General features: G+C 37.3%; 26 protein-coding genes. 7 read left to right on the plus strand and 19 right to left on the minus strand.

The features are described 5' to 3' along the window. Positions 1–9: 9 nt before the first annotated feature. Genes LEP1GSC203_RS20085 through LEP1GSC203_RS04210 form a run of 8 tightly spaced genes read right to left on the minus strand, consistent with a single transcriptional unit; the run spans position 10 to position 7,412 of the window. Positions 10–399: a TRL-like family protein gene (locus LEP1GSC203_RS20085; protein ID WP_269570765.1), complete on the minus strand. Its 390-nt coding sequence runs from the start codon at positions 397–399 to the stop codon at positions 10–12. Then, a complete protein-coding gene (locus LEP1GSC203_RS04180; RefSeq protein WP_002972562.1) occupies positions 335–580 on the minus strand; it encodes a hypothetical protein in 246 nt (81 codons plus the stop codon). Before LEP1GSC203_RS04180 ends, LEP1GSC203_RS20085 begins: the two co-directional genes overlap by 65 nt. Further along, entirely contained in the window at positions 577–894 is a 318-nt protein-coding gene (locus LEP1GSC203_RS04185) for a TRL domain-containing protein (protein WP_039937111.1), read from the minus strand. Before LEP1GSC203_RS04185 ends, LEP1GSC203_RS04180 begins: the two co-directional genes overlap by 4 nt. Positions 895–897: 3 nt before the next feature. After that, positions 898–1,713 carry a hypothetical protein gene (locus LEP1GSC203_RS04190; protein WP_002972733.1) on the minus strand — a complete coding sequence of 272 codons (816 nt, stop codon included), beginning with the start codon at positions 1,711–1,713 and terminating at the stop codon, positions 898–900. 2 nt (positions 1,714–1,715) lie between these two features. After that, the gene (locus tag LEP1GSC203_RS04195) at positions 1,716–2,567 is read right to left on the minus strand and encodes an SGNH/GDSL hydrolase family protein (RefSeq protein WP_002972746.1); all 852 of its coding nucleotides are present in this window, start codon (positions 2,565–2,567) and stop codon (positions 1,716–1,718) included. Continuing rightward, positions 2,554–3,819 carry a dicarboxylate/amino acid:cation symporter gene (locus LEP1GSC203_RS04200; RefSeq protein ID WP_002972867.1) on the minus strand — a complete coding sequence of 422 codons (1,266 nt, stop codon included), beginning with the start codon at positions 3,817–3,819 and terminating at the stop codon, positions 2,554–2,556. Before LEP1GSC203_RS04200 ends, LEP1GSC203_RS04195 begins: the two co-directional genes overlap by 14 nt. Positions 3,820–3,858: 39 nt before the next feature. Next, positions 3,859–6,702, minus strand: a complete 2,844-nt coding sequence (locus LEP1GSC203_RS04205) for a DEAD/DEAH box helicase (RefSeq protein ID WP_002972799.1) — start codon at positions 6,700–6,702, stop codon at positions 3,859–3,861. Beyond that, a complete protein-coding gene (locus LEP1GSC203_RS04210) occupies positions 6,702–7,412 on the minus strand; it encodes a 7-carboxy-7-deazaguanine synthase QueE (protein WP_002972300.1) in 711 nt (236 codons plus the stop codon). Before LEP1GSC203_RS04210 ends, LEP1GSC203_RS04205 begins: the two co-directional genes overlap by 1 nt. A 71-nt stretch (positions 7,413–7,483) precedes the next feature. Here LEP1GSC203_RS04210 and LEP1GSC203_RS04215 point away from each other — a divergent pair, with 71 nt between their 5' ends. Further along, positions 7,484–9,133: a VWA domain-containing protein gene (locus LEP1GSC203_RS04215; RefSeq protein WP_002972493.1), complete on the plus strand. Its 1,650-nt coding sequence runs from the start codon at positions 7,484–7,486 to the stop codon at positions 9,131–9,133. 8 nt (positions 9,134–9,141) lie between these two features. Here the strand turns inward: LEP1GSC203_RS04215 and LEP1GSC203_RS04220 are convergent, their stop codons facing one another. Together LEP1GSC203_RS04220 and LEP1GSC203_RS04225 are read right to left on the minus strand one after the other, a co-directional pair. Beyond that, a complete protein-coding gene (locus LEP1GSC203_RS04220) occupies positions 9,142–9,363 on the minus strand; it encodes a transcriptional coactivator p15/PC4 family protein (RefSeq protein ID WP_002972855.1) in 222 nt (73 codons plus the stop codon). A gap of 1 nt (position 9,364) precedes the next feature. Beyond that, positions 9,365–10,288, minus strand: coding sequence for an FAD-binding oxidoreductase (locus LEP1GSC203_RS04225; protein ID WP_002972943.1), 924 nt, complete (start codon positions 10,286–10,288; stop codon positions 9,365–9,367). A 189-nt stretch (positions 10,289–10,477) separates the two neighbouring features. On the opposite strand from LEP1GSC203_RS04225, the gene LEP1GSC203_RS04235 reads away from it, so the two are divergent. Both LEP1GSC203_RS04235 and LEP1GSC203_RS04240 read left to right on the plus strand, forming a co-directional pair. After that, positions 10,478–10,699 carry a hypothetical protein gene (locus tag LEP1GSC203_RS04235; protein WP_002972608.1) on the plus strand — a complete coding sequence of 74 codons (222 nt, stop codon included), beginning with the start codon at positions 10,478–10,480 and terminating at the stop codon, positions 10,697–10,699. A 14-nt stretch (positions 10,700–10,713) separates the two neighbouring features. Beyond that, a complete protein-coding gene (locus LEP1GSC203_RS04240; protein WP_002972230.1) occupies positions 10,714–11,241 on the plus strand; it encodes a DUF3015 domain-containing protein in 528 nt (175 codons plus the stop codon). Here LEP1GSC203_RS04240 and LEP1GSC203_RS04245 read toward each other — a convergent pair. The 4 genes from LEP1GSC203_RS04245 to LEP1GSC203_RS04260 form a co-directional block, all read right to left on the minus strand. Continuing rightward, entirely contained in the window at positions 11,238–11,882 is a 645-nt protein-coding gene (locus LEP1GSC203_RS04245; protein WP_039937114.1) for a hypothetical protein, read from the minus strand. The two genes, LEP1GSC203_RS04240 and LEP1GSC203_RS04245, sit on opposite strands and share 4 nt — an antisense overlap. Further along, the gene (locus LEP1GSC203_RS04250) at positions 11,857–14,049 is read right to left on the minus strand and encodes a TonB-dependent receptor plug domain-containing protein (protein ID WP_002972917.1); all 2,193 of its coding nucleotides are present in this window, start codon (positions 14,047–14,049) and stop codon (positions 11,857–11,859) included. Before LEP1GSC203_RS04250 ends, LEP1GSC203_RS04245 begins: the two co-directional genes overlap by 26 nt. Further along, positions 14,049–14,642 carry an HmuY family protein gene (locus LEP1GSC203_RS04255; RefSeq protein WP_002972737.1) on the minus strand — a complete coding sequence of 198 codons (594 nt, stop codon included), beginning with the start codon at positions 14,640–14,642 and terminating at the stop codon, positions 14,049–14,051. Before LEP1GSC203_RS04255 ends, LEP1GSC203_RS04250 begins: the two co-directional genes overlap by 1 nt. A 71-nt stretch (positions 14,643–14,713) precedes the next feature. Further along, positions 14,714–15,277, minus strand: coding sequence for an LIC20153 family lipoprotein (locus LEP1GSC203_RS04260; protein WP_002972763.1), 564 nt, complete (start codon positions 15,275–15,277; stop codon positions 14,714–14,716). A 235-nt stretch (positions 15,278–15,512) separates the two neighbouring features. Between LEP1GSC203_RS04260 and LEP1GSC203_RS04265 the strand changes: the two genes are divergently transcribed. Continuing rightward, positions 15,513–17,969 (plus strand): sensor domain-containing protein, encoded by a 2,457-nt coding sequence (locus LEP1GSC203_RS04265; RefSeq protein WP_002972540.1) that lies wholly within the window; start codon positions 15,513–15,515, stop codon positions 17,967–17,969. 15 nt (positions 17,970–17,984) lie between these two features. Then, complete coding sequence (locus LEP1GSC203_RS04270) at positions 17,985–18,950, plus strand: M23 family metallopeptidase (protein WP_039937117.1); 966 nt, start codon at positions 17,985–17,987, stop codon at positions 18,948–18,950. Here the strand turns inward: LEP1GSC203_RS04270 and LEP1GSC203_RS04275 are convergent. Next, positions 18,915–19,970: a hypothetical protein gene (locus tag LEP1GSC203_RS04275; RefSeq protein ID WP_002972664.1), complete on the minus strand. Its 1,056-nt coding sequence runs from the start codon at positions 19,968–19,970 to the stop codon at positions 18,915–18,917. The two genes, LEP1GSC203_RS04270 and LEP1GSC203_RS04275, sit on opposite strands and share 36 nt — an antisense overlap. On the opposite strand from LEP1GSC203_RS04275, the gene LEP1GSC203_RS04280 reads away from it, so the two are divergent. Next, entirely contained in the window at positions 19,969–20,568 is a 600-nt protein-coding gene (locus LEP1GSC203_RS04280; protein WP_002972905.1) for a hypothetical protein, read from the plus strand. The two genes, LEP1GSC203_RS04275 and LEP1GSC203_RS04280, sit on opposite strands and share 2 nt — an antisense overlap. On the opposite strand, the gene LEP1GSC203_RS04285 is transcribed toward LEP1GSC203_RS04280, so the two are convergent. The 3 genes from LEP1GSC203_RS04285 to LEP1GSC203_RS04295 all read right to left on the minus strand — a co-directional run bounded on the left by LEP1GSC203_RS04285 (position 20,552) and on the right by LEP1GSC203_RS04295 (position 22,478). Beyond that, on the minus strand, positions 20,552–20,836 hold the full coding sequence (locus LEP1GSC203_RS04285; protein WP_002972488.1) for a hypothetical protein: 285 nt from the start codon (positions 20,834–20,836) through the stop codon (positions 20,552–20,554). The genes LEP1GSC203_RS04280 and LEP1GSC203_RS04285 overlap by 17 nt on opposite strands. Positions 20,837–20,901: 65 nt before the next feature. Then, positions 20,902–21,876 (minus strand): MBL fold metallo-hydrolase, encoded by a 975-nt coding sequence (locus tag LEP1GSC203_RS04290; protein WP_002972712.1) that lies wholly within the window; start codon positions 21,874–21,876, stop codon positions 20,902–20,904. A 26-nt stretch (positions 21,877–21,902) separates the two neighbouring features. After that, positions 21,903–22,478: a TetR/AcrR family transcriptional regulator gene (locus LEP1GSC203_RS04295; protein WP_002972169.1), complete on the minus strand. Its 576-nt coding sequence runs from the start codon at positions 22,476–22,478 to the stop codon at positions 21,903–21,905. A 192-nt stretch (positions 22,479–22,670) separates the two neighbouring features. On the opposite strand from LEP1GSC203_RS04295, the gene fliG reads away from it, so the two are divergent. Continuing rightward, positions 22,671–23,684 (plus strand): flagellar motor switch protein FliG, encoded by a 1,014-nt coding sequence (fliG, locus tag LEP1GSC203_RS04300; RefSeq protein WP_002972333.1) that lies wholly within the window; start codon positions 22,671–22,673, stop codon positions 23,682–23,684. 16 nt (positions 23,685–23,700) lie between these two features. On the opposite strand, the gene LEP1GSC203_RS04305 is transcribed toward fliG, so the two are convergent. Beyond that, positions 23,701–24,189, minus strand: a complete 489-nt coding sequence (locus tag LEP1GSC203_RS04305) for a helix-turn-helix domain-containing protein (RefSeq protein WP_002972769.1) — start codon at positions 24,187–24,189, stop codon at positions 23,701–23,703. Positions 24,190–24,504 lie beyond the last annotated feature (315 nt).

Raw genomic sequence — 24,504 nt, forward strand, 5'->3', positions numbered from 1 at the left:
TAGTTTCGACTAATTTCCCTTGGTAACCGTACATAGTTTTGCGTAAATCCCCAAGAAATTGTAACTTTCCAGTTCAATAGACGTAATTTCTTTGATGTTTCCGTTTTTCTGGGAGGTTTCCACTGAAGCATCTCCAAGGGCCAGGAGGCCTAAATAGGACTTAGCACAGGCAATTCCTTCTTTGGTCGCAGAGAATCCCGTTTCCATCAGACTAATTCTTTGGTCTTCAAAAAGTAGGCCTTGAGTTCCGAATCCAGAGCTTGCACAGGAAAATGAAAAAACGAAGCAGAAAACGTAAGTGAACTTCAAAATTTGGGTTCGTAACAAGACTGTCTTATTTTTTAAGTTCCTGATCCAAGGCTTGCGAAAGTTTATTTTGTAAAATGATGATATCGTCATAGAGCTTTTTGATTTGTTCTTCTTTCTTTCGAATTTTGTCTGTCAGTGCATCAAAAGATTTACTGGAAACATTATTTTTTTTGGAATGAAATTCTTTCAATTTGGATTCGATTTCTTCATAAATCAATCCGCTCTTAATTTTTTTTGCGAATTCACTTAAAGAGTCAATGTTTTGTTTCATCGGCCTGTGACGCGTAAACAAAGTTCTTGGAAAAAGAAATACTGATTTTTGTAGTAATGGTCTAGGCTTAAAATTTCTATAGGACGGGAATGGCGAGGAATATAATCCAAACTAGCATTCCCTATGCTCACCAATCCAAAATAATTTGTCGTACAAGATTCTGCAAATCTGTCTGAAGCAGTGGGAACTTTTCCCGGTGAATACCAACCTTCTTGACCTTTGTTATGAAACAAAGTTACCGAAGGATTTCCAATTTGAATGCTTAAACATTGAAAAGAAAATAAAAGCATTGGTAACCAAAAAAGTTGTTTCATACACTATGGGCTTGTATCGAAGAAATAAAAATAGGAAAACCGAATTCCTCGATCCATGGCATTGTCTGATTTGGGAAGAACACCCAAAAGTACAGAAAAACTAAAAGTTCCCAAACTCTCTGTATTCATAGAGATACCTGGATACAAATTAAAGTATCTTAAGTTTTTATCGGCAGTTCTATCCAAAGGTTCTCTATATTCAAGTTCTGTAAAAATACGGACGGAGTCAGCTATAGCAAATGATGGCGCAATTCCAACTTGGTAGAATCGTTTGAATTCTTCTAAACTAGATTCTTTTCCATGTTTGTTGGTTTCCGTTTGGAAACGGAACTCTGACATAATTTGGAAGATACCATATTTGTAACCTAAGCCAAAGTTAGGGCGAACTAAATAGAAATCAGGATTTTCTCTCTCTCTGAATTCAGAATTTCTTTTTTTATCGTAGAGTCGTAAACCAGCACCGATTAAAAATTGTGAGGAACCATTTTCAAAGATTTTACCATACTTAATTCCTGCATTCCAGCGATCCCAAGTAACTTCTTTTGCTGTATCTGTTTGGGAATATTGATTTCTACCAATCGAAGAAACTACGGAAAAGGATTCTGAAAATTTGTATTCCCCTTCAATATTGATATTTTTATTAATTTCTTTGACTTGGTTGTAGTCTTTATCCCAATAACTGGCGTTTCCTCTAATTTTAGTATAAACTGCTACGGGATCAATTTGTAATGGGTGTGCAAATCCACTGTTTGTTGGTTGTGAAAACAATGAAGGTACAATTAAAAAGCTAAAGAGAGAAATTATAATTTTATTTTTCATATTTAAAGTCCTTGATTGGTGATCGGATAAATGAATCTCGCAAATTTATCTGCAAGAAGCGTATAACCTAAGTTATTTGCATGTATGCAATCTAACATAAATTCTGCACGTGACATTGGTTTTCCGCCCAGTGTACTTCTCAAATCTACATAGATGAAAGATGGTTCTTCGCGAGTAATTTCTAAAAGAAGATTATTGAAAGCATCTACTTGAGTTGAAGTAAATACAGCCGCATCGGGAACAATGAGTCCTATACGATCAAACTTGGATTTACAACCTTCTTCTGAGCCAGCAATGACTGATGGCATATAAGGATTTGGATAATCGTATCCGTGGATGATCCATTTTAATGGTGGTCCACCAAATCTTGCGATTTTGTATGCATTTCCTGTAATGATCATTTGTTTGAGGTTTGCTTTGATCGTTGCAAAACGCTGTGCTTGTACCGCGTCGATATTTCCAATATATTGGGAAAGATTTGCTTGGATATCATTCCCCCCAAGAGAAAGAATGATTACCTTCATATCCGCGCCACCTTGGTCGATGACTTGGAATTGGAGGCCCTGGCTGACTACTTGTTGTAAAGTTTTTCCACCTAGGGTGGCACCAACAAATTTATAATGAAATCTGTTTTCTAACTGAGGTCTTAGAGTTTCTACAAATGGAAAACCAAGAAGAATATCTGTCCAACTATCACCAATGATTCCTGTTTTTGCAGGTGTCTCCCCATTACAAATTGCATAGGTAGTGCAAAGTAGGTTTGCGCCGATATCATCGAAATAATCCTTTTTGGTATCACAATGGGTTAGGAATATTAACATTCCTAACAAAATTGAGTTTTTAAATATTTTCATTGGGGTTTGTTTCCTTCCAGATATGGTCCATAATAAACGCGCAAGATAGATCGCCGGTTAGATTTACTGAAGTTCTACACATATCTAAAAAGCGGTCAACTCCAAAAAGGATTGTGATTCCTTCTATGGGAATATGAAAAGTATGGAGGATGGAAGCAAGGATTACTAGTCCGACTCCTGGTGTGGCTGCTGTTCCAATGGATGCGGCGGTAACCGTTCCAACTAACAAAAATAAGTCTAATGGAGAAAGATCTACTTGGTATACTTGGCTAAGAAAAACTGTAGCGACTGCTTGGTATAAAGCAGTTCCATCCATATTGACGGTGGCACCAAGAGGAAGAACAAAGTCAGCCACTGTTTCTTTTAGTTTTAACTTCTCTTTAGCAAGCTTTAGAGAATACGGAAGAACGGAACTTGAACTAGAAGTAGAAAATCCAAGTAAGGGGATTTCACGAACCTGGTTCAGGAAACGGAAAGGATTTTTTCTCGTAAAAACCAGGATCAATAAACCGTAAAAAACTAGGATACAGAAAAGTCCAAAAAGGACAGTTCCAATATAGGAAAGAAGTCCCAAAAACAAAGAGAAACCAATTTGAACAATGGCAAAACTCATTAAACCTAACACGGCTAAGGGGGCTAATTTCATTGCTGTCGCTACAACCCAAAGACAAAAACTTTCCAAAGAGTGACAAAAGGCTTTTAAGCCAGTGCCTGACTCTTTTGATGTCAGGAAAAATATTCCTAAAAACATACCAAAAAAAACAATCGACAACATTTGTTGTTTGGACCAAACATTGACTAAGTTTTTAGGAATGATCGTCGCTATGATCTCAGGAATTGATTCTTGGTTTTCATTTAATTTTGTTTCTTGAACATTCATCTTGGATTCTATCGTTTGCGATTGAATGTATTTACCAGGTTTGATGACTAGAGTCAGTGAAATTCCAATGCTTACGGCGATAACGGTAGTAAAAATAAAATAGATAAGAGTTTTGCTTCCTAAACTCCAAAGGTCTTTTAGATTGCGTAAACTAGAAACTCCGAGGGCGATAGAGACAATCACCAAAGGAATCATAATCATTTGGAGGAGATTTAAAAAAATATCTCCTGGAAGTTTCATCCAAGGCAAAAATGGTTTTAAAGTGTTTGAGGATACAAATCCAGTTTCAGGATTTAATAGAATTCCGAATAACAAACCTAACAATAAAGATACGAGAATTTGAATCCAAAACGCGATTTTAGGAAAGAACATTTCCAAATTCTATTGTTCGGAAATTCTATGTAAATGAATTTAAATGCTAATGTAGGTTTGGTAAAGTCGGATTCTGTGGAAAATGGTGGCCCCATTTTTAATTTTCCGAATTTCTACCGTGTATTCGTCTTTTGCACGTTGGATTTCTTTCATGGTTTTGTGAAGGACTGCTTTTTTTTCAGGACGATTGTCCCATTTGTAAGCGGCCTCTTGACGCATTAGTTTTTCTTCCAATTGACGTATGGTTTTTTGATGAGAAAGTTCCACTTTGTATTCTTCTTTTTGAAAAATTGACAAGGTTTCTTTTCTAAGGATTTCTTTTTTAATCTCTGCTTCTGATTCTACGATAGGATAACAATAGATAAACGCTTCTTCCAGTTTTGAAAGAGGAATTTCCTTTTCGGGAACATAGGTTTTTGTTTCTGTCCATTCCGTAGGTTTTTCTGTGAGAATAGTGGTTTTTTTCTTTTTTAGATCAAATTCAATAAAGAAAAGATCCTTTCGTTTGAGTGAAAAATCAAATTCAACTTGGAAGACAAAAAGAATTTTTTGACCTAAGTTATTTGCTAGCAGATACTTTTTTTTTCGACCAACATCGCTTAGAGTAAGTAATTCTGTTACCTTCTCCACAAAAGGATGTCCAAAAGCTAAAAATTCCAGTGAGTCATTGGTTAAAGCCAGATCGGAATCGAAGGTTGCTTTTTTAATTTTTCCTTCTGCGTTTTTATATTCGTAAGATCCTTTGCTAATTGGTGTTAGAGTACCAGGTAGCTGGTTTTGAAAAAATTTCGCACCTTGAGCAACCACTTCCTCTAAATGGCTATTGTTCCATTCTCTTTCTTCAAGAGTGTGATCGTAGTAATCTTTTAAATTAAAATCTAATACTTTAGGAGTGACAAGTGCGTTTAGTTTTTCAAATCCTTTTTGAGCTACTTGAATCCGTAGATCAAATTCAGTTTCTAATTCTTCTTTTGTTTTTGTCCCAGTTACAAATTTCATCAAACTAGAATTAAAATCCAATTCTTCTTCGATAGTTCCTAAAAGATCATCAGAAGCACCAATTGATTCTTCAAACAATCGAATTTTATTAGTAAGAACTTCCAAAATTCTTTCGGCAACCGTATCTTTAGAAGCGAAATTAAAGATATAAACATTATCTTTTTGTCCGAAGCGGTGGATCCTACCGATTCTTTGTTCGATCTTTAGTGGGCTCCAAGGTAAATCATAATTAAAAAGTATATTTGCAAATTGTAAGTTACGACCTTCTCCACCAGCTTCTGTACAAATTAAAATTTCGTAGTCTTCTTTGAATTTTTGGATCGCAACTTCTTTTTCATCCATACTTAAGGAACCATGGAAGGGAGATACTTTGAAATCAGGTTCTAACACAGATTGTAAATGGTCTTGAGTGGTTCTAAATTGAGTGAAGATAATGAATTTTTTATGGCCTTCTTTTTTTAAACGATAGAGTGTTTCTTTTAGTTTTAGAGTTTTTTTATCTTCTTTGATTTGTTTTCCCAAATGGATGAGTCGGTTCAAAGTGAATAACTCACGTTTGATCCTTTGAAAACTAGACATTTCTTCATCTTCTAATTCTGTGATGAATTCTTCGACACCTTCCGTTTCATCCAAATCCCAATCATCTAGAGTGGTTTCGTGTTCCTTCATGTAATGGAATTTGGATTCCAACATAAATTTACGTTTTTGTAAGGCAGAGAGAAGTGCGATCACAGAGGAATCCAATAATTTTTGAAAGACTACCATCACAAAACCAATGGCTCGGTTTTTGGTTCCCATCGCCATATTGTATTCTCTCTTCACATATTCAGTGGTTTCATCATAAAACGCACGTTCAATGGGAGAAAGGTCAATGCGTACTGTTTTCGCAAATCGTTTGGTAAATCCGCCAACTTCTACCTTTCGACGACGAAGGAGTACTTTTGATATTTTTTCCTTTAAATCACCTTTTTGGCCCACTACATAATCATTTACGAAAGTGTGGTACGGCCCAAGGATATTTGGATCTACTAAGTGTAATAGATAAAATAGTTCTTCTAGTTTTCCGCGAAAGGGTGTGGCCGTGAGAAGAAGTAAACATTCTGTTTTACGAGCAATTTTTTCTGCAAAAAGATAACCACGAGTGATTTTTGAATAATCACGTCTGAGTCTATGAGCTTCATCAAAAACAACGATGTCCCATTTAGTACTTAAAATTTCTTCAGCATACCTTGGGTTTTTTATGAAATCGATAGAGGTGATGATTTTGTTAAAATTGCGCCAATGGTCGGGGCCGTTTGTGACAAAGTTTCTTCTTCTTACGATGGCAAATTCTTCATTGAATTTGTTTCTCATCTCTTGTTGCCATTGGACAAGAAGCGGAGAAGGTGCAACAACAAGGACTTTTTTAAGTCCACGGCGAAACATCAGCTCTTTTACAGCAAGACCAGCTTCAATAGTTTTTCCAAGACCCACTTCATCAGCTAAGATAAATCTAGGTTTTAAACTATTGGCAACGATAAACGTAGATTCAATCTGATGAGGAAGTAATCGCGTTCTAGAATTTGAAAGAGAGGAAAGTTTATTAAAATTATAAGTGAGTTTTAGTTGGCTTGCCGCAAGGGCTAAGTCCATTGCTTTCGGAAATTCTTCCCAAACGCGTAGTGAATCAGGATATTGATTTAAAAATTGTAATTGTTTGTTTGATTTATTAACGGTTCTAAAAATTTCTTTGGATTCAAAAAACAATTCAACAGAAGTCGCAGTTTCATTTGTAACTTTTGCTAGACCTAACTCCGGTTCGTCGATGAGGAATCCATACTCATTTGTTTGTTTTGGTTCAACCGTTGTTTCAAAATCTAAACTTAATTGAGTAGGGATGTCCATCAAACTCCTTTCTGATTTCCCCAAAGAACTTTGTGAATTTGAAGCGACAAACGACACTTAGGTGGATTGTCAACTTTGATCCATTCGACTAGTTCTTTGGCATCCACTTCACCGTGGACTGGCGAATACAATATATTTGTCTGTATTTTTTGTTCGCGAATGACTTCGATACTTCTATCAAAGTCGATTCTATCTCGCACAACGAACTTGATTTCGTCAAGTGAATTATGTCTCTTTTCTAGAATCCTGAAATTTTCCTGATTCATTCGATCTTCCATACCTGAACCCGGTAATTTGTAATCCATAGTAAAAACAAAAAAGGAATCATCGGTGATCTGTTCGCTCCCATTGGTTTCTACTCGGGGAGCAGGGTAGGGCCTACCGAAATTCATTCGGTGTTCGTAGATTCGTTTGGCAATGGCTACGGAGAGGTCGCGGTTTTTTCCTTCCAAAGGTTCGCCTCCCGTCAGTAACACTTGGTATCCATGGTGCGAATCCAATGTAACTAATTCATTCCAAACTGTTTCCAGAGATTTTTCTTCGCCTTGGTTTGGTCCAAGTGCGTAAGCTGTGTCACACCATAACGCTCTTGTTTCCGTTTTGCCACAACGTAAGGAACATCCAGCAAATCGAATGAAGACAGTAGGGATTCCTTGTGAAATTCCTTCACCAGAAATGGAAGAATAGACTTCATGAATTTTTCCAAACATTGTATTGATTCTCTCTGTGTCAGATTACTTGAAATTGTTCTTGCGAAAACATTTATTCAGAATTTCATTTTATGGTCATGTTCGTAGATGCCAAATTGGAATTTCCATTGATTCAAGAAAAAGAGGTACAAGAAAACCATCTCTTACTTCGATTTCGAACACCTGCCAACCCAAAAATCGATGAACGTAAACCTTTGGTCATTGGTCTTGCTGTGGACAAAAGTTGGTCGATGAAAGGTGAAAAAATGGAATCGGTCATTGATGCCTCTTGTGCACTTGTCAATTGGCTTACAAGACATGATGCTGTGACTATCATCGCTTATTCTGCAGATGTACAAATCATTCAACCAGTAACCCACCTAACAGAAAAAGTTTCTGTTACTGATAAAATTAGAAACATTCAAGTAGCTACTTCAACCAATCTGAGTGGCGGGTGGTTGTCTGCCTTAAAAAGTCTTAGCCAATCCAAAATACAAAACGCTTATAAACGCGTTTTATTACTTACCGATGGCAATCCTACTTCGGGAATCAAGGAAAAAGAAGCTTTAGTAAAGATTGCAGCGGACCATTTGGCAATGGGAATTTCTACCACAACCATCGGAGTGGGAAACGATTTTAATGAAGAGATGTTAGTGGAAATTGCCAAAGCTGGTGGAGGGAATTTTCATTACATTGACAATCCAGAAAAAGCATCGGATATATTTTTTGAAGAATTTGGTGACATTGGCGCACTCTATGCGCAAGCGATCGATGTAGAATTACAATTGGCTCCCGGTGTCCGGTTAAAACAGGTTCTATCGGAAACTTCTCACCAAATTGCGGAAGAGTTTGATGAGTTTTTAGGAGATTCCAAAACTATTTCCAGACAAAAAATCAATCTCCAGTTAGGTGATCTTAGAGCGGATGACATTCGCAATTTAGTGTTACGTTTGGAAATTGACGATCGGGTGAACCAAGCGGAGGCACCATTTTGTGAAGTAAACGTTTCCTATTATAATTTATTACAACAAAATGCTTTGGAGTCTGTGAAAGAATCCTTTCGGTTTTCGAGAGGAAATAATCGTGGTAAACAAGACCCTGATGTTCTTGTCGAAATTCTGATCGCCAATGCAACTCTCGGAATTAAGGAAATATCAGATTTTATCAAACGTGGTCATATAGAAGACGCCAAAACATTGTTATTTGGACTCATTCAAGATATAAAAACCAATTTACATTTTGCTCCCAATGCGTTGGGATCGGTTCTCAGTAGATTACAAGTATTAGAAAATAAAATTACCACCAAATCAGATGATTTGAACAAACATCTATTTATGAATTCTCAAATGATGATGAAAGGTCCCGAAAAGTTAGATTTGAAAGATGTGTTAGTTCATGATCAAATTTTTGAATACCATAGTGTGGGAGATATAGATTTATATAAATGTCCTGAAATCAAACTTCTGATGGAACAAAAAATGTCAGAAGGATTTCGGTATGTTGTTTTTGATTTTGCAAATACATCGCATATTGATTCGTCTGCGATTGGTATGGTGATTCAAATCGTGGGATGGTTACGGCGCCGTGGGGGAGAACTTGTGGTTGCCAACATTCATGATTCCGTTAAAAAGATTTTTGAAATCACTCGGTTGTACAACCACATTCGTGTGGCAGAAAATGTATCCTCTGCGAAAGAAGTATTACAAAGGATTATTTATGCAAACGAAGGAGATACTAACTAATAGTTTGTTTATGCTAACCAACGTTCTGCTTCTTCTATAGCTTCTTTTAATTCACCTACAAGAGTCGGTGCAATGGCTATGCCTTTTTGCGTAGGTTTTAATTCTCCATTTGGATCGGTGTACCAAACTCTAATATTAAAAAAAGTTTGGCCTTTGTATTCGGAGATTTCCACGCGGATGACTTCTCCTCTACCTTTATCAATGTCTCGAATGATTCCTGTTTTTGCCATGTTAGTACGTCTCTACAAAAAGTTGTTCTTTTTCCTCTAGGTGTTTTTTAAATTCATCATACGAAAGATCAGTTCCACAAGCGGACATGATTTCTTGTATCACTCCTTTTTCCATTCCCTTCGGGCCGCCACAAATATAAAACTTACCGTTTCCATTGACAGCATTTTTAATCGTTTCTGCATTTTCTTTTGCACGGTGAGTGATGTACATCTTTCCGCCATCGAAGGAGTTTTTTTCCTCTCGGCTAATTGCTGTTATAAAATGAAAATTGGAATGAATTTTTTCCATTCCTTCAAAATAATCTCTTAGAACGATTTCATCAGTATAAGGTGCACCATATACCAAGTAAAGATTCCCTTGAAAGGAGATGAGTTTTTGGACAAGGAGTTCTTCTACCATTCCCAAAAATGGACTGATTCCTGTTCCTGTGGCAAAAAAGAAGATATCGCCAGTAAAATCCATTTGCGGAAGTAAGAATTTTTTGCCTGCGGGCCCTGTCATCGTGACTGTATCACCAGGTTTCAAATCACAAAGATAATTGGAACAAACTCCCTTATGGACTAGATTCCCATTTTCATCGTACACATTGTCGCGTTTGACAACAAATTCAATATTGTCTTTGGTTTGGCCAAAACTGAACGATGGTGACGCGATCGAATACAAACGAATGGTATAGGATGGGTCGGCCGATCCTTTGGCCTGTTTTTCTGGATCAACACCAGGAGGGATGATGCCAGCACTTTGTCCGATCATATAGGGATAGGTATTGTGGTCGATGGCGATCGTGATTCGGTGGACTGCGGAGTCACCTTCTTTGGTTGGACGTTTTCCCTTACCTGGTTCCGGAGTCAAACGGGTGTTCGCGATCACCTGGGCTAGGATGGGATTGGATTTCTTAAAGAGATTGATTTGAGGGGTAAGCAAGGTCGTCCTCGTACAGAGTGGTTTTTGGTCAAGTTTGGCATTCGGATGGTTCGGGAAAAGGAGAAGTTGGACTTTTCATTTTTCCTCCTCGGAATTATGTCTCTTCCTTGACTGTATTTTTCCATTTTTTAAACTTTAGTCATTCCGGCTCCTTCGCCGATCCTATAGACAACCGGGAAAACAAATTGCATGAGATCGACTGAAGCACAAGAAAAGAAACCAACTACATTTCCAAATACCGTCCTTCATCAGAAATTGGAATCATTCACAAATACAATGATCCAATCCATGCAAACCAAAGCGAAAGAAGAAAAAACATGGGCAGTTCTCTCTATGTCGGGAGAAATTTTAGCGCAAGGCCACCAACTTCCCCAAATCGATCGTAATTCTGATTCATTATTTTCAATCTAAGTACGGAGGTTTCTATGTTCAATCGTAGAATCCGACTCATTTTTAAAACTCAACTAACTATCATTAGTTTAATTTGTCTTTTTACTTCTGCTTCTCTTTTTGCGGAGCCCTATGGAATGGCTGGTTGTGGACTTGGTTCTATGATTTCAGTATGGAAAAATGATATTGGACAAGTCCTTGCTGCTACTACCAACGGAAGTTTGTCTTCCCAAACGTTCGGAATTACATCGGGAACTTCTAACTGTACTAATGATGGAATTGTCAGAGCCGACAGAGCTCAGGAAGTATTTGTAACTTATAATGAACAACCACTAGAGTTAGAAACTACAAGTGGAAATGGAGAAAGGATACAAGCTTTTGCTTCGTTATTAGGATGTCCTACTCATAGTAAAGAACTCGGAAAACTGATGAAAGAAGAACATTCTTTTATCTTCGAAAAAACAAAAGAGGCAAATTCTGCTTCACGATCCAAAATAATTATCTCTCGATTAAAATCAAAGATTGCAGACGATCCTGAATTAAAACTAGCTTGTTTGTATTAATCTCGAATCACTCTAGAAATTTCTGAGTTATAACGATAAGCAGCCTCCGTTTGGTTGAGATAACCGAACGCACCTAGTTCAAATAAAAAAGCAGCAGTGATTCCGTAACCGCCATCAGGTACATCGTCACAACCTTTTTTGCCTGCAGGATGAATTTTCCAATCACGTGGATTGAGAAATTGAAAGTTATCGGGACAAACCACGTGACCATAATTTTTTCCATCCGCATGTCTTGCTTCATGTAATAAAACTATGACTCGATCCAATCGATTTAGACTAAAAAAAGCGCGACCGAGTAATACATCCCCATCATGATACATTGCAATATAGTCGCCAGTGGATCCGTAAGAGTATTTTTTGATCCGAGATTGAATCCAACGAGAAAGTTTTTTTCCTGAAAAACCAAACTTAAAAATAGATTCAAATTGTGTAAGTCGGTTGTAGGTAGGTTTATCAATTTTGATCCGTTTTGGTTCGAGAGATTCCAAATAGGAAAAGGATTCCTTTAAAACTTTGGATTGTTTCGCATTTAACTTTGATTCATCGGAGTATATAGCTATCCCAGACAGGCAATAAAGAACAAAAACAATTAATACTGTTTTATGAAATTTGAATTCAAAAAGTGGCTTGGAGTCCACCATAGTAAAACCTGGGACGTATAGGATTGTATGTAAGCTCGTATTGGTCTAGGACGTTGTCTACTCCTAAAAACAAAGACATCCTTCCATCAAAGAATTTTTTCTCCATTCTGACGTTCAGAAGGGTGAAAGGCTTTCCATACACTACTTTGTTATTTTCTTCTACGCTTTTGGTTTGTTGGTCGATTAGTGCAGTACTGGAACCCGCAGTAAATTCATTGGTTGTACTATAAAACGGCCGTTTGTCTAAACGTTTGGCACGAAGGGCAAATTCCCAACCACCTGGTGCGTTCACAAAAAAGTTCATTGTTCCTTGGTGAAGGGCTCTTCCTTCCAATGGTCTATCTGTTGTTAGGTCACGAGTGTCCGTTTGATTATATCCTAGTTCTAAAGCAAAATACTTAAGAAATCGAACTCGGGATCCTGCTTCCACTCCTCTGGTATAGGCTCTTTGAATGTTCTTTAATTGGAAGTTTGCAAATTCACTAGTTCTTGTTCCAAAACTATATTGGATGAGATCAGTGATATCATTTCGGAACACACTAAGAGAAAGTGTCCAAAATTTATATGGCGTGTATTCAAGGTCGGCGTTAACTGTTGTTGATCTTTCTGGCCTTAGTTTGTCATTTCCATCCACAACATAACCCACACCAGGGTTTTCAAAACGTAAATATAGTTCTCGAAATGATGGTGGTCTGAATCCTTTTCCATAACTGGCACGAAAAACTAAGTTACTTGTGATATCTACTTTGGTCGCAATTTTTGGTGTGGTTTGTCCACCAAATTGAGAGTCCACATCATGTCGAACTCCGGGAACCAATCGCCAAACAAAGCCTTGGCGCCAGATAACCCATTCATCTTGAATGAAGGCTGCTCTTCTAGTTCTATATGCATTTCTTCTTTGTAATCTGTCTGATTGTAATTCTTCAGAATAAGATTCCACCCCGGCAGTAACCATATGGTCTTTATTGATTTCATGATCAATTTGAGCTACGCCCTGTGATGAAAATTCATTTGTGAGTTCTTTTACATCCAATTCATTGGAATTTCTTTGATCTAATTTATAGTGATTTTCCCAACGAGAAAAATTTCCACGTAGTGAAACCATATTTCGTTTTCCGTAGGAATATTCTAGAGCACCTAACCCAAGAAAGTCGTTAGTTAAATTGGTTCTATCGAAAACACCGCCATTGGCTCTCGAATCAACTCCTGCTTGGTTCCGATTTAAATAATTAATTCCAGTTTTTACCTTAAATTGGCCATCGGGATTGAAAATCATATTTCCACCCAAGTTGTTGTCTTGGAATGCATTTCCAGTGGTCGCTGGAGTTTTTGGATCTAAATCGTAAGCTGCTGATTGGTTGAATCCGCCAAAAAAATTTGTAGCAACAAAATCATTTTTAAAACCCACATCGGCGATCATGTTTTTTTCGCCTTGGGTTCCAAAGTTAGTTTGTCTACCGTTTCCATACGAAGTTCGGAATTGGTAATGTTCAGGTTTTTCTGCTTGTTTGGTGATGATATTGATAACACCACCAATGGCATCGGCACCGTATAAAGATGAAGAACTTCCTTTTACTATTTCAACTCGTTCAATGTTTTGTACTTTGAATCGAGTAAGGTCGATAGTGTTATTCAACCTTCCTGCAACACGTTGTCCATCTACTAGAAAAAGTACGTATTTAGAATCGAGCCCGAGCATTTGTACTTGGGATCCTCCAAAAAATGGAGTTACATTAATCCCGATTTGAGTATCTAGCACCTCACCTAAGTTACGTGCTCCTGTTTGTTCGATTCTTTTTCTGGATATTACTTCTGTCGCTACGGCGGAATCTTTGAGTCGTCGCTCCCCACGAGAACCAGTAACTACAATTCCATTTTTATTATCTAAATCTTTGAACCGGTCCACTTCCTCAGAATTTGTTTCCTCTTTATTGCCTTCTTCTGGTGTGGAAACATTCGGTGTAGTAGTTCCTGTTTTTTGTAAATTTGGATCCGTAGGAATTGTTTCCGTCGGGACCGAAGGTGGAGCTGTGGTAGTGTTTGGTATTTGGTCTTCCGTTTTGGTTTTTTTTCCAGTTTCACGAGGACGTGTTTGGGAATGAACCTCACCAATAAAAAGTACAAAAAGACAGAGGATAGGAAGTAAAAACTGAAAGAAAGAATGCATTAGGGAAGTTTTTTCCATCGGATGGTCGGATAACCAGAAGTTCCCGCATCACTATAATAATTTTCTATATGAACGGCATAGGTAGCGAGTCCTGTTCCAGAACGAATGAGGAAAATATCAGGTTTTGGAGTTAAGTTTCCAATGGTGTAAAAGTACCACTCCGTAACGATTGCATTTCCAATATATACGGCTCCTGCTCCTCCAATTCCTTGTGTGGTCGTAGCGACATCAACAGTAAACGTGTTACATCCTTGGCTTGAAGCAGAATTTGAGCTAGCAACTCCAAAGTCAGTGGTGTTACTTTTACAAGCACCGCCGAGGCCAAAACGATTGGTTTCTCCTGAATTAGTTGCCGCCTTGTATCTGTTAAATGCAATATCCCAGGTAAGGGAATCTTTTTCTGAAAAAGGAATTTGTTTATTCCCTTCGAATTGAAAGTAAATGTAAAAATCTAAATTGGTCGCATTGAATCTTGTTGTATAACTTCCGTCGCCGTTGGCCCGAGAAAATACAATTTTATCCAGAGCATTGGGATTCCCCGCATTGATCAAATTTGTGACCAATTGATTTACAAATAATTTTTGGTCCGACAAGGCACTTTCTTGTCGGGCACAAAAACTAGTCAGTAATAGAAAACAACCAATGCTAAGGAATCGAATCACTGTTAAGGGGTAAAAGTATAGTTCACAGCTGCCGATTGCCCGTTTCTTGGAATCGCGTAAATGAATACATAATAGTCACCCGCTCCCTGAGCTCCGTTGAAAGTAATGGTAGCCGTTTGGTTTGTGATTTTATAGGAACTTGGAAATTCACTATTGGAATCAGTTGCTGTTGCAATTGAAAAATTGCTTGGTGTAGCTGCAACATTACTTGTTGTCAAAGGACATGCCGACGCTTTGTAAATAATAATGAAAGCACTTCCATTTACAGTAAGAATTGTAGATGCATCAGAAGTTAACTTGATGGCAGCAGTTGTATGTCCTACAACAGGAACTGAACCCAATTTGGAAATTGTTCCTGCAGTAGTTCCTGTAACATCAGTGGTCCAAGTGTTGATGGTTGCTTTACCAGAAGCAGAAACAGAACAGTCGCCAGCAGAAGTTGTCAAAGCCGCAAGAGCTATGATAGGAGTTAGGTCTTCCTCTTTTTTCTTTTCACACTGGAAAGTAAGTCCAGCAATCAAACCCAAAACGATCAGTAATTTAGTCTTATTTAGAAGGGATTTCATAGAACCTCGGTCATTTTTATCCAAACTTGTGCACTGGTATTGAGAATCAAATTCATTTTATCGTTTTGCCTTTTTTTTCGAACACTGACAAAATCATGACAGATGTCTTAGGAATGTCTTAAAATTGGTCATATTATTTTCATTCTAATCAATAAGATAAGCAGAATGGATACAAAGCAATGGTCAAAAAAATCAATTGTAAGGAAAAGGATTTTTCGTCTACTATGCCTAGGTCATGTCACTCAAACACATCACTATCTATATTGAAGAGTTTGATCATGATTTCTACAACCGACTTCTACGCGACATAACCAACATTGAAACCTGCAATGTACATAGCTTTCATTCTATCTTAGATATTAAACCAGGCACAATCCAAGAATCCGCAGTCTTCTTTTTTTGGAATGATCCCAAAGTTTTAGATAAACAAAAATTTATTTTTGAACAATTTCCTGAATCTCCTTATATTTTACTCTCTGTTGAGCCATTAGCACCTAATGAATTAGCAAGAGCGGCCCATCCAACCTATTTACATCTCACAGAAGAAATCTATTCAATAGGTATATTAGATTTAGTACTAAACTTTGCTGAGCGATTGATAGAAGATATGAATCGTTCCATTGCTTATGACAAAATCAGAGAAAAGGTAATCGTACTTCAGAATGTGTTTGAAGAGTCATTAGACATTTTAATGCAGATCGATCCAGGCACCAAACAGATCATCAACGCAAATAAACAAGCTGTGGTTGTATTGGATTATCCTTTGGAAGAAATAGTAGGACGAGAATTTTCCTTCTTTATGCCTCCTGTAGAAGTGGACGAAGATGAAGAATTTGAAGGTAACTTAATTGAAAGTACTGCTTTAAAAACAAAGTCAGGAAAATTGATTCCTACAGAATCTTCGTTTCGATTGTTTCCCGTAAACGGCAAAATGGCAATTTGGGCCACATTTCGTGATATAACAGAAAGAAAACGATCGCAAGAACAAGTAAAAAATCAAAAAGCTTTTTATGAATTTATTCTAGATAATCTAGACTCTGATATTGCTGTGTTGAATGCAAATTTTCAATATGAATATACTAATCCAGTTTTTTTGTCTGATAAAGAATTAAGAAAATGGTTATTTAAGAAAACAGATGTGGATTTAGCGGAGAGGTTGGAACTACCTGCAGATTTTCATGAGAAAAGAAAAAAATATTTAGAAATTGCAGCCAAAGAAAACGAAATTGTTCAGTTTGAAGAACTCATTCAAGATAGTAACGATAAGGTTACGTATCTATTAAGAAAATACATTCCTATCGATGATACAGAAACAGATCAAAAAAGATTTATTAGTTTTGGCGTTGATATTACGGAAAGAAAACTTTCCGAAGAACGAATTACTTACTTAGCGTATTACGATGCATTAACAGGTTTATCCAATCGTACATTATTTATTGATCACGCAAACCAAGCTTTAAAAAATCATAAGTCAACAGAGACATTACTTGCTTTCTATTTTTTTGATATCGATAACTTTAAGTTTATTAACGATAGTTTAGGCCACACCAAAGGCGATATCCTTCTTCAGATGGTTGGTGCCAGACTCAAACGTGTCATGACAGAAGTAGATACAGTGGCGAGATTTGGTGGAGATGAATTTGCCATTTTAAAAGTGGATGTACCTAATAAAAGTGCAGCTGCCGAATTTGCTCAAAAAATTCTAGATATTTTAAGCCAACCTTTTCACATCATGGGTCGTGACTTGTTTACAACCATCAGTATGGGAATTGCCCTTTCTCCAAATGACGGCATATCCTCTTTAGAACTTTTAAAGAATGCAGATACGGCAATGTATAAGGCAAAGGAACTTGGTAGGAATAATTATAAATTCTATACGAACGAACTCATCCTTCGTTCGGAGAAACGTTTGTACATTGAAAACTCTTTGAGAAAGGCCATCCAAAACGAGGAACTTCTACTTTTTTTCCAGCCAAAGATTTCTACTGTCACCAACCAAGTATGCGGAGCAGAAGCTCTGATTCGTTGGAAACATCCAGAAAGAGGGTGGGTGCCACCCGTTGAATTTATTCCTGTGGCAGAAGATTCTGGTATTATTGAAAGGATTGGTGATTGGGTTCTAGAAGAAGCCTGTCGGCTTAAAAAAGTCTGGAAAGAACAAAACCTTCCTACTTTCCCTGTAAGTATCAATGTCAGCGGAAAACAACTAGCGCGCGCTAATTGGTCTCATCGGGTCCAGTCTACAATTCTTCAATATAATATAAACCCTGAAGAAATTGAATTAGAACTTACAGAAAGTTCAATTATGGAAAATCCAGAAAAAAGTATCGAAGCATTTGAATATTTATCTGGCCTGGGAATTAAAGTTTCTATCGATGATTTTGGGACTGGTTACAGTTCTTTAAGTTATCTTAAAAAAATCAATGCTGATGTTTTAAAAATCGATCGTTCTTTCGTAATTGATTTGGAATTAAACGAAGATGATAGAGCCATTTGTAAGGCAATTATCAATATGGCACATTCCTTAGGTATGGAAGTCATTGCAGAAGGTGTTGAGAATGTCGCGCAAAGGGATTTGTTACACGATTTGGGTTGTCATATGATCCAAGGATATCTTTATAGCAAACCTCTTCCTGCAGAAGATTTTGTTGTTTTCGTACAAAAATTTAACGAATCTGCTAAAACAAAATAGCCGAAATTGAAAGAGATGATACGGCTATTATCCTTATTGATCTTAATTTTATCTTTTGTGCGTGCGGTACCTGCGGAATCTCGTGAGGTCAAAAAAAAACCTACAAGATCCACTCCTTCTAATTATTTTGTAAAAAAAGAAGAAAAGAATTTTTCCTTACTTATGGAAGCTAGAAGATTCGGAAGAGGAGAAGTGATTTTTTTACGTCTCACACCGAAAGATAAAAAATGGATTAATGAATCCTATAAAATCAGTTGGTTAGGAAAAGATGTGATCCTGACCAAACGAGAAAATAGTATGGTAGCTTTTTTGCCCATTTCTCCAGACACACCGGCAGGGGCTATGACTCTGGAAATTGTATCAAAAATCTTTTTTGTCAAACGGGGACAAAAACAATACCAAATCATTTTAGAACCAACTAAGTTCCAAGTAATCAAAAAAAACCAACAGATCAAAGTGGATGAGAAGTTTGTTACCAAAGAACTTCCGAAAGAAACTTTAGATTTTATCCAAGAATGTAAAACAGCAAAGGAAGCAGCTTTTTCAAAACAAAGCAGACTACAATTTTTAGGTAATTTTAAAAACCCTTTGGAAAAGATATTTATTACCAGTAGATTCTATGTTAGACGAGACTATAATAACAAACAAGGTCGTCCCCATGGTGGTGTAGACTTTCGCGGAAAAACAGGAACACCCGTGTATGCGATCCAAGATGGAGTGGTAGTCCTTGCACGTAAAACTTACTACGAAGGTAATTTTACGATCTTAGATCATGGAAATAAGATATTCTCTTTTTATATGCACCAAGAAGAAATCAAAGTAAAAGTGGGCGATGTAGTCAAACAAGGACAAGAAATTGGTACTGTTGGTTCTACAGGAATGTCTACGGGACCGCACCTTCATTTAGGTGCAAAAGTAAACGATATCTTAGTGGATCCACTTTCTTTAATTGCTTTGCAATCGATTTCCGAATCGAACTGAAGATAGGAAATCACGAATGCCTTGTTCGTGGATTTCGCCTTTTTCCAAATTTTCTGTAATATGTAACAAAAGTTTGTCGTGATTTGGTGTTTCTACAAGTATAAAACCAGTTTTCGCATAACGGGGACGTAGTAGATCATAAAAAGTCCAAAACTTGGATGTCAGAACAAATGGTTCCAATTCTTTTTGTTGAATTTCTTGAATGTCTTCAATATCACCTTTGCTTACTTGGATTTTAAGAAATTCTGAAAACTCCGAGATCGCTTGGTTTTCTTGAAAACCTAAATAATCTGGAAAATAAAAAATCCGAACAAATGGATATCTTTCCGCATCATGATCACTGAAAGCGAGTAGGCCGGCAATCTGGCCTGCTCCTGTTTTGTTTTCCATGGTTAAGTCTTCTGGTTTAAAGAAGTAAAATCCTTCGGGAAGAGTAAATCCCAATTGGAGTTCCTCATTCCAATATTGGTTGTTGTCAGTGACCACCCAACCATTCAGATCCTTTTCCTCAATTTGGTATTTGTTTTTGAAAAGAAGATATGCTGATAAAACTTCTGCTCCCTGTAATGCTTTAAAAGCAATCAATGCATTACTTGCAATAAGACAGGCTGCAACTAAAAGACGTGCATACTCTTCGATTCGCAAAACTCGAATGAAAAAAGCAATGGCTACAAATAAAAACAAAAATACAGTTCCGGCCTCAAAGACTAAAATTTCTGTGAGCCATAGAGCAAATATAAATACAACGACAACACCTAACTCAATGAATGGATGGAAAGTTTCTGACCAATACCTTTGGATGACATACAAACTGGCATAAGTGATGAATAATCCAACGATTAGAGAAATGATACAAAGTGCAAAGATATAGTGCCAAGGCAAATGGGATTCATGATAAATGAAAAAGGGGATGGCTATCAGAGAATATAATATGAGTAGGTTTCTTGTGGTTTTTGGAGCTAAGAATTTGCTAAAGAAACCACTTGCATGATTTTGGATTTTGATTAGTATTTGCTTCATGTCGGCGATCACAGACTTCTTTCAAAAAATCCAAAACCAAATTCTCGAAATTCAAACTACCATCAACCAGATCAAAACCAGTTGGGAGAATTTTCAAAAGTTTTGGGATTTGTTTTTTACTTTAGTCCCTTGGGAAGTTCTCCTCTTACTCATCTTTTCTGTCATCCTCCTTTCCATTTTCAATTCAGTTTCTCCCAAAACTCCTAAAACCAATCTCACGATTGCAGTTTTGTTACTCGCAGCTCTCTGGATCTATTTTTGGGGACTGTTTTCCAAAGAGGTAACTTATTCCAAGGTCATCATCGTTTCCCTATATATTTTGGTTCCTTTGCATGCGATTGGTTTGTTTCAGATCCTCTTCCAGTGGGGAAAAAAATGGTATTGGAACAAAAAAAGGATCCAACCGAAACATTGGGAATCTGCTCTTCACCAACTTTCGTTGGACTACCACCAATTGGTAGGTAATGCTCATTTGAATCATACTGAAATTCAAGAAAATCGGGACAGTTTGTACAAAGAAATAGAAAAACTGGAACTATCTTTGAAAGGAATGAAGTCTCTACTTTCGCAAACTAGTCAAACTAATGAGAACCAGTGAAACCTAATGCCAAAAGAAAGAGAAAAAATAAAAAGATTACATTAGTTCCATTCAATACGAAAGAAAGGGAAGAGAGGATATAAAACGAAAAATTCCCTTTCCTTCTAAAAACGCAATCATACAAAATCCAACTGATTCGGACGATTGAAAGTAATCCTAAAAATACAATTCCATACAAAAGTAGAAGATTCACTTTTTTCGTGAAATAGAAAAGTAAACTAACTAAGGAAAGTAACCAAAGCAAAAAATCAATGAATAGAATTTTCATATCAGATGAGGAATTTCTCTATTGGATTGGAACTCAATTCTCCAAGATCATAAATAAATAAAAATTTATTTATTTTTCCCAATCACGAGCGGATAAAATCCAAGAGGGGATTGGACATCATGATCATGGGCTGGAATCACTTGTAACTCTGGATTCAATTTTAAAAGTTCATGGACTCGGGATATTTCTTCTCCAAGAGCGACTTTGTCGTAATCTACAATCCAACGTGCGCCTCTTGGTTTATGTCTTTTGTTGCTAAAACCTTCTCGCCTCCAAACAATATCTCCTGTAAGAAAGTAGGTTTGTCCATTTTCGGTATTTAAAAATAAACCAACAGATCCTTCGCTATGGCCTTTCATCGGCACAAAAACTGCGGTACCGTCCCCAAACCAATCAAAACTTTTTGCATAAGACGCATAAGGTTTATTTTGAAATTGTAAATGACTCCAATGTACAGAACTTCCATCAAACTGTGAGGAAATATAACCTAATTCAATCTTCGGATTGTTTAATTCACTAGGTAAAGTATGTATTTTTGCAAATGGAAAGTCTTTCAATCCACTCGCATGATCCCAATGTAAATGAGAGAAAAAAACATCTTGGATAGAATCAAGTTTTACACCATTTGTTTCTAATTGTTCTTTTGCAGTTTGTACCAATTGATATTCCATTAATATTTTTAAATACAAAGGAAAAACCTGAAACTGTTCGTTGATTTTGGTTCCAAGACCCGTATCAAATAAAAAATTACCTTTGGGGTGTTGGATATAAAAACCGGAGTGAGCCACTGTCACTATCTTAAATACAGATCCACCTTCGATTACAAAGGCTTCTAATGTTTTTGCTTCTCCCGTTTTGAGAATCGAAAATACTAGAGATGATTTCCCCTTTGGTTTTGGAATCTGAAATTCAATTTCTTTTTGTCCTGAGAATGTATCTTCAATCGTTTCCTTGGGATATCCTAAAAAATAAAGAAGGAAGAGAAAAAGGGGAAGTGCAGTTAGGCTAGTTGCAATCAGAGTTTTTGATTTGAGTTTCATATTCGATAGTTATCCTTTATAAAAAATTAATTTTGTTTGAAGAGTGATTCGGCAGTTTTTGCAGCAACACGGAGTGGTTCAGGAGACTTTTGGAGTTTGGAAAGTAACAAAGCTCCTTCCCATAAAGAAAGTAGAGATAGTGAAAGATTTTTAGAAGTACGAAGTGGGTAACCCTTTGTCACTAGGTAGGATTCAAAAGTTTTTAGCCATAAGGAATAAACTTCTGTGCAGGCATCGGAAACCATAGGAACAGAACCTGAAGTTTCCATTGCCGTTGTGGCAATGGGACATCCCTTTTTATAATCACTCGAAACAATCCGTTCTTCCAAAGCATGGAACACTTGTTTGACGGCCTCTGTGGGTGAATCAGTATCTTTCAAAACGGACAAAAAAAACAAATTCAGTTGCTTACCAGAATGGAGAAGGGCAAGGCTTGTCAGTTCTTCTTTCCCACCAGGAAAATGAAAGTAGAGAGAACCTTTCGGAGTGTTGGTTTCTTTTCCAAGCTCACTCAGTCCACTCGCTCCATACCCTCCCGTTTCCAAATGTTCAGCCATCACCTCGATCATTCTCTGTTTTGTGGTTCCACCTTTTATGCCCATAAACCATCCATTTCAAAAATAATAGACCGGTCAACATAAAAAATTGGTATGGGAAATTGATCCGGTTTTATAATTCCTATGTTTTTGCGTTGGTTTGGATTTCTTCAGTCCCAAATTTTCCCGAAGAATAAATCTCATTGTTTTTTTGGGACCCGGCCGATAAACTAAGTAGTACGGATTTCGGGACGAAGTATGATCAATAAGAAGCCATCGCTTACAGGAAGACAAAAGGCCGCCATCTTTTTGGTTGCTGTTGGAAACGATGTGGCATCCGAAATCTTCAAACACCTCCGTGAAGACGAGATCGAACAAATCACGTTTGAAATTGCTCGTTTAGATAAAATCACTCCAGAAGACAAAGAAAAAGTTCTCGTTGAGTTCAATGAACTCATGATGGCTCAGGAATTTATCACCAATGGTGGTATCGACTTTGCACGTGGCCTTTTAGAAAAAGCTCTCGGAAACCAGAAAGCGATCGATATCATCAACCGGTTGACATCGTCCTTACAAGTAAGGCCGTTCGACTTCATTCGTAGAACGGACCCGGCCCACCTCCTCAACTTTATCCAGGGGGAACATCCGCAGACCATTGCCCTTATTTTATCTTATTTGGATCCGCAAAAAGCATCCAACATCCTATCCAACTTACCACACCAAATCCAGGCAGAAGTGGCCAAACGAATAGCAACCATGGACCGGGTATCACCAGACGTACTCCGAGAAGTAGAGCGCGTGTTAGAACGGAAACTTTCCACTCTGGCATCAGAGGATTATACTTCCGCTGGGGGTATCGATTCCGTGGTAGAAATTTTGAACTTGGTAGACCGGGGAACAGAGAAAACCATTATCGAAGCCCTGGAAGAAGAAGACCCAGAACTTGCAGAAGAGATTAAAAAACGGATGTTCGTATTCGAAGATATCGTATTACTCGATGACCGTGCGATTCAAAAAGTAATGCGAGAAGTAGATAACACTGATTTGGCGAAAGCCCTTAAGTCTGTGGATTCTGAATTACAAGATAAAATCTTTAAAAACATGTCCAAACGTGCAGCAAACCTTCTTCGGGAAGATATGGACTTTATGGGTCCAGTTCGTTTGAAAGACGTGGAAGATGCTCAGCAAAAAATTGTAAACATTATCCGTAAACTGGAAGAAGCGGGCGAGATCGTTGTGGCTCGTGCGGGAGAAGACGAACTTGTGGTTTAGTCCGCAAGTTTAGTTTTTATTTATTTCGGTTACTGAACTTACCCCATTTGGGCGGAAATTCTACTAAAGCATCCTTGGATGTAATTTCACCACGTTCTAACCTTTGGTTTAAGGTGATCAGTTTATGAAGGTTCCCCATAGAAAATGAAAATTCCGTAATATCAAAATCATCCAAACGTACTTTTGCATTTCGACAGAATAGTTTGAGTTCTGATAGAATCAAAGTCACTCTTGCGTTAGCATAACGAGCTACGATCTCTTCAAATTCTTCTTCATTAAAAAATTCTTTTTCTAAGTCGTAGTCAAATTCACGTTTAATCAGATCGATGAGGGACAACCCAAGCTCTTTTGCAACTATAACGACATAATCAAATTTAGATCGGATCCAATCTTCCGATTCTAAGAGTTCGATGGCAGATCTCGGAATATTCAATTTATCTGATAGTTCGACTCTTGTAAGTTTTCGTTTCTCTCGGTAGTTTCTGAACGGGTTTACTTTTTCCATGGTTTAAAAAAAAATCTAAAATTCCGTTAATAACGGTCTGAAACGGCTCCAAAAACGTTTTAAACGTTCCGAAGGAATAAGATTCGCATGGATCGGGTTGACTTACAGCTGGAAAGAACCGCTAGGCTCTAATTACGCTAAATTTCCTTTCTGGAGTCCGCCACCGAGGTTACCTTAGGTGGTGTGCTCGTTTTTTCCAGCCTTTTCTTATTTCTTAACCTCGAATTCAATATTTTTCTATGTTTTGTGATTCAAAGACCATTCGGTAACGGGTATTTCCCTATTTCTTAGAGGTAAAGAGGGTATTCTTTTTAA

The sequence above is a fragment of the Leptospira terpstrae serovar Hualin str. LT 11-33 = ATCC 700639 genome (genome assembly GCF_000332495.1).
Classification (GTDB): Bacteria; Spirochaetota; Leptospiria; order Leptospirales; family Leptospiraceae; genus Leptospira_A; species Leptospira_A terpstrae.

Coding starts and splice junctions, on each gene's coding strand:
- LEP1GSC203_RS20085 (WP_269570765.1), bottom strand. CDS start 399: ATGACGATATCATCATTTTACAAAATAAACTTTCGCAAGCCTTGGATC.
- LEP1GSC203_RS04180 (WP_002972562.1), bottom strand. CDS start 580: ATGAAACAAAACATTGACTCTTTAAGTGAATTCGCAAAAAAAATTAAG.
- LEP1GSC203_RS04185 (WP_039937111.1), bottom strand. CDS start 894: ATGAAACAACTTTTTTGGTTACCAATGCTTTTATTTTCTTTTCAATGT.
- LEP1GSC203_RS04190 (WP_002972733.1), bottom strand. CDS start 1,713: ATGAAAAATAAAATTATAATTTCTCTCTTTAGCTTTTTAATTGTACCT.
- LEP1GSC203_RS04195 (WP_002972746.1), bottom strand. CDS start 2,567: ATGAAAATATTTAAAAACTCAATTTTGTTAGGAATGTTAATATTCCTA.
- LEP1GSC203_RS04200 (WP_002972867.1), bottom strand. CDS start 3,819: ATGTTCTTTCCTAAAATCGCGTTTTGGATTCAAATTCTCGTATCTTTA.
- LEP1GSC203_RS04205 (WP_002972799.1), bottom strand. CDS start 6,702: ATGGACATCCCTACTCAATTAAGTTTAGATTTTGAAACAACGGTTGAA.
- LEP1GSC203_RS04210 (WP_002972300.1), bottom strand. CDS start 7,412: ATGTTTGGAAAAATTCATGAAGTCTATTCTTCCATTTCTGGTGAAGGA.
- LEP1GSC203_RS04215 (WP_002972493.1), top strand. CDS start 7,484: ATGGTCATGTTCGTAGATGCCAAATTGGAATTTCCATTGATTCAAGAA.
- LEP1GSC203_RS04220 (WP_002972855.1), bottom strand. CDS start 9,363: ATGGCAAAAACAGGAATCATTCGAGACATTGATAAAGGTAGAGGAGAA.
- LEP1GSC203_RS04235 (WP_002972608.1), top strand. CDS start 10,478: ATGAGATCGACTGAAGCACAAGAAAAGAAACCAACTACATTTCCAAAT.
- LEP1GSC203_RS04240 (WP_002972230.1), top strand. CDS start 10,714: ATGTTCAATCGTAGAATCCGACTCATTTTTAAAACTCAACTAACTATC.
- LEP1GSC203_RS04245 (WP_039937114.1), bottom strand. CDS start 11,882: ATGGTGGACTCCAAGCCACTTTTTGAATTCAAATTTCATAAAACAGTA.
- LEP1GSC203_RS04250 (WP_002972917.1), bottom strand. CDS start 14,049: ATGCATTCTTTCTTTCAGTTTTTACTTCCTATCCTCTGTCTTTTTGTA.
- LEP1GSC203_RS04260 (WP_002972763.1), bottom strand. CDS start 15,277: ATGAAATCCCTTCTAAATAAGACTAAATTACTGATCGTTTTGGGTTTG.
- LEP1GSC203_RS04265 (WP_002972540.1), top strand. CDS start 15,513: ATGTCACTCAAACACATCACTATCTATATTGAAGAGTTTGATCATGAT.
- LEP1GSC203_RS04270 (WP_039937117.1), top strand. CDS start 17,985: ATGATACGGCTATTATCCTTATTGATCTTAATTTTATCTTTTGTGCGT.
- LEP1GSC203_RS04280 (WP_002972905.1), top strand. CDS start 19,969: ATGTCGGCGATCACAGACTTCTTTCAAAAAATCCAAAACCAAATTCTC.
- LEP1GSC203_RS04275 (WP_002972664.1), bottom strand. CDS start 19,970: ATGAAGCAAATACTAATCAAAATCCAAAATCATGCAAGTGGTTTCTTT.
- LEP1GSC203_RS04285 (WP_002972488.1), bottom strand. CDS start 20,836: ATGAAAATTCTATTCATTGATTTTTTGCTTTGGTTACTTTCCTTAGTT.
- LEP1GSC203_RS04290 (WP_002972712.1), bottom strand. CDS start 21,876: ATGAAACTCAAATCAAAAACTCTGATTGCAACTAGCCTAACTGCACTT.
- LEP1GSC203_RS04295 (WP_002972169.1), bottom strand. CDS start 22,478: ATGGGCATAAAAGGTGGAACCACAAAACAGAGAATGATCGAGGTGATG.
- fliG (WP_002972333.1), top strand. CDS start 22,671: ATGATCAATAAGAAGCCATCGCTTACAGGAAGACAAAAGGCCGCCATC.
- LEP1GSC203_RS04305 (WP_002972769.1), bottom strand. CDS start 24,189: ATGGAAAAAGTAAACCCGTTCAGAAACTACCGAGAGAAACGAAAACTT.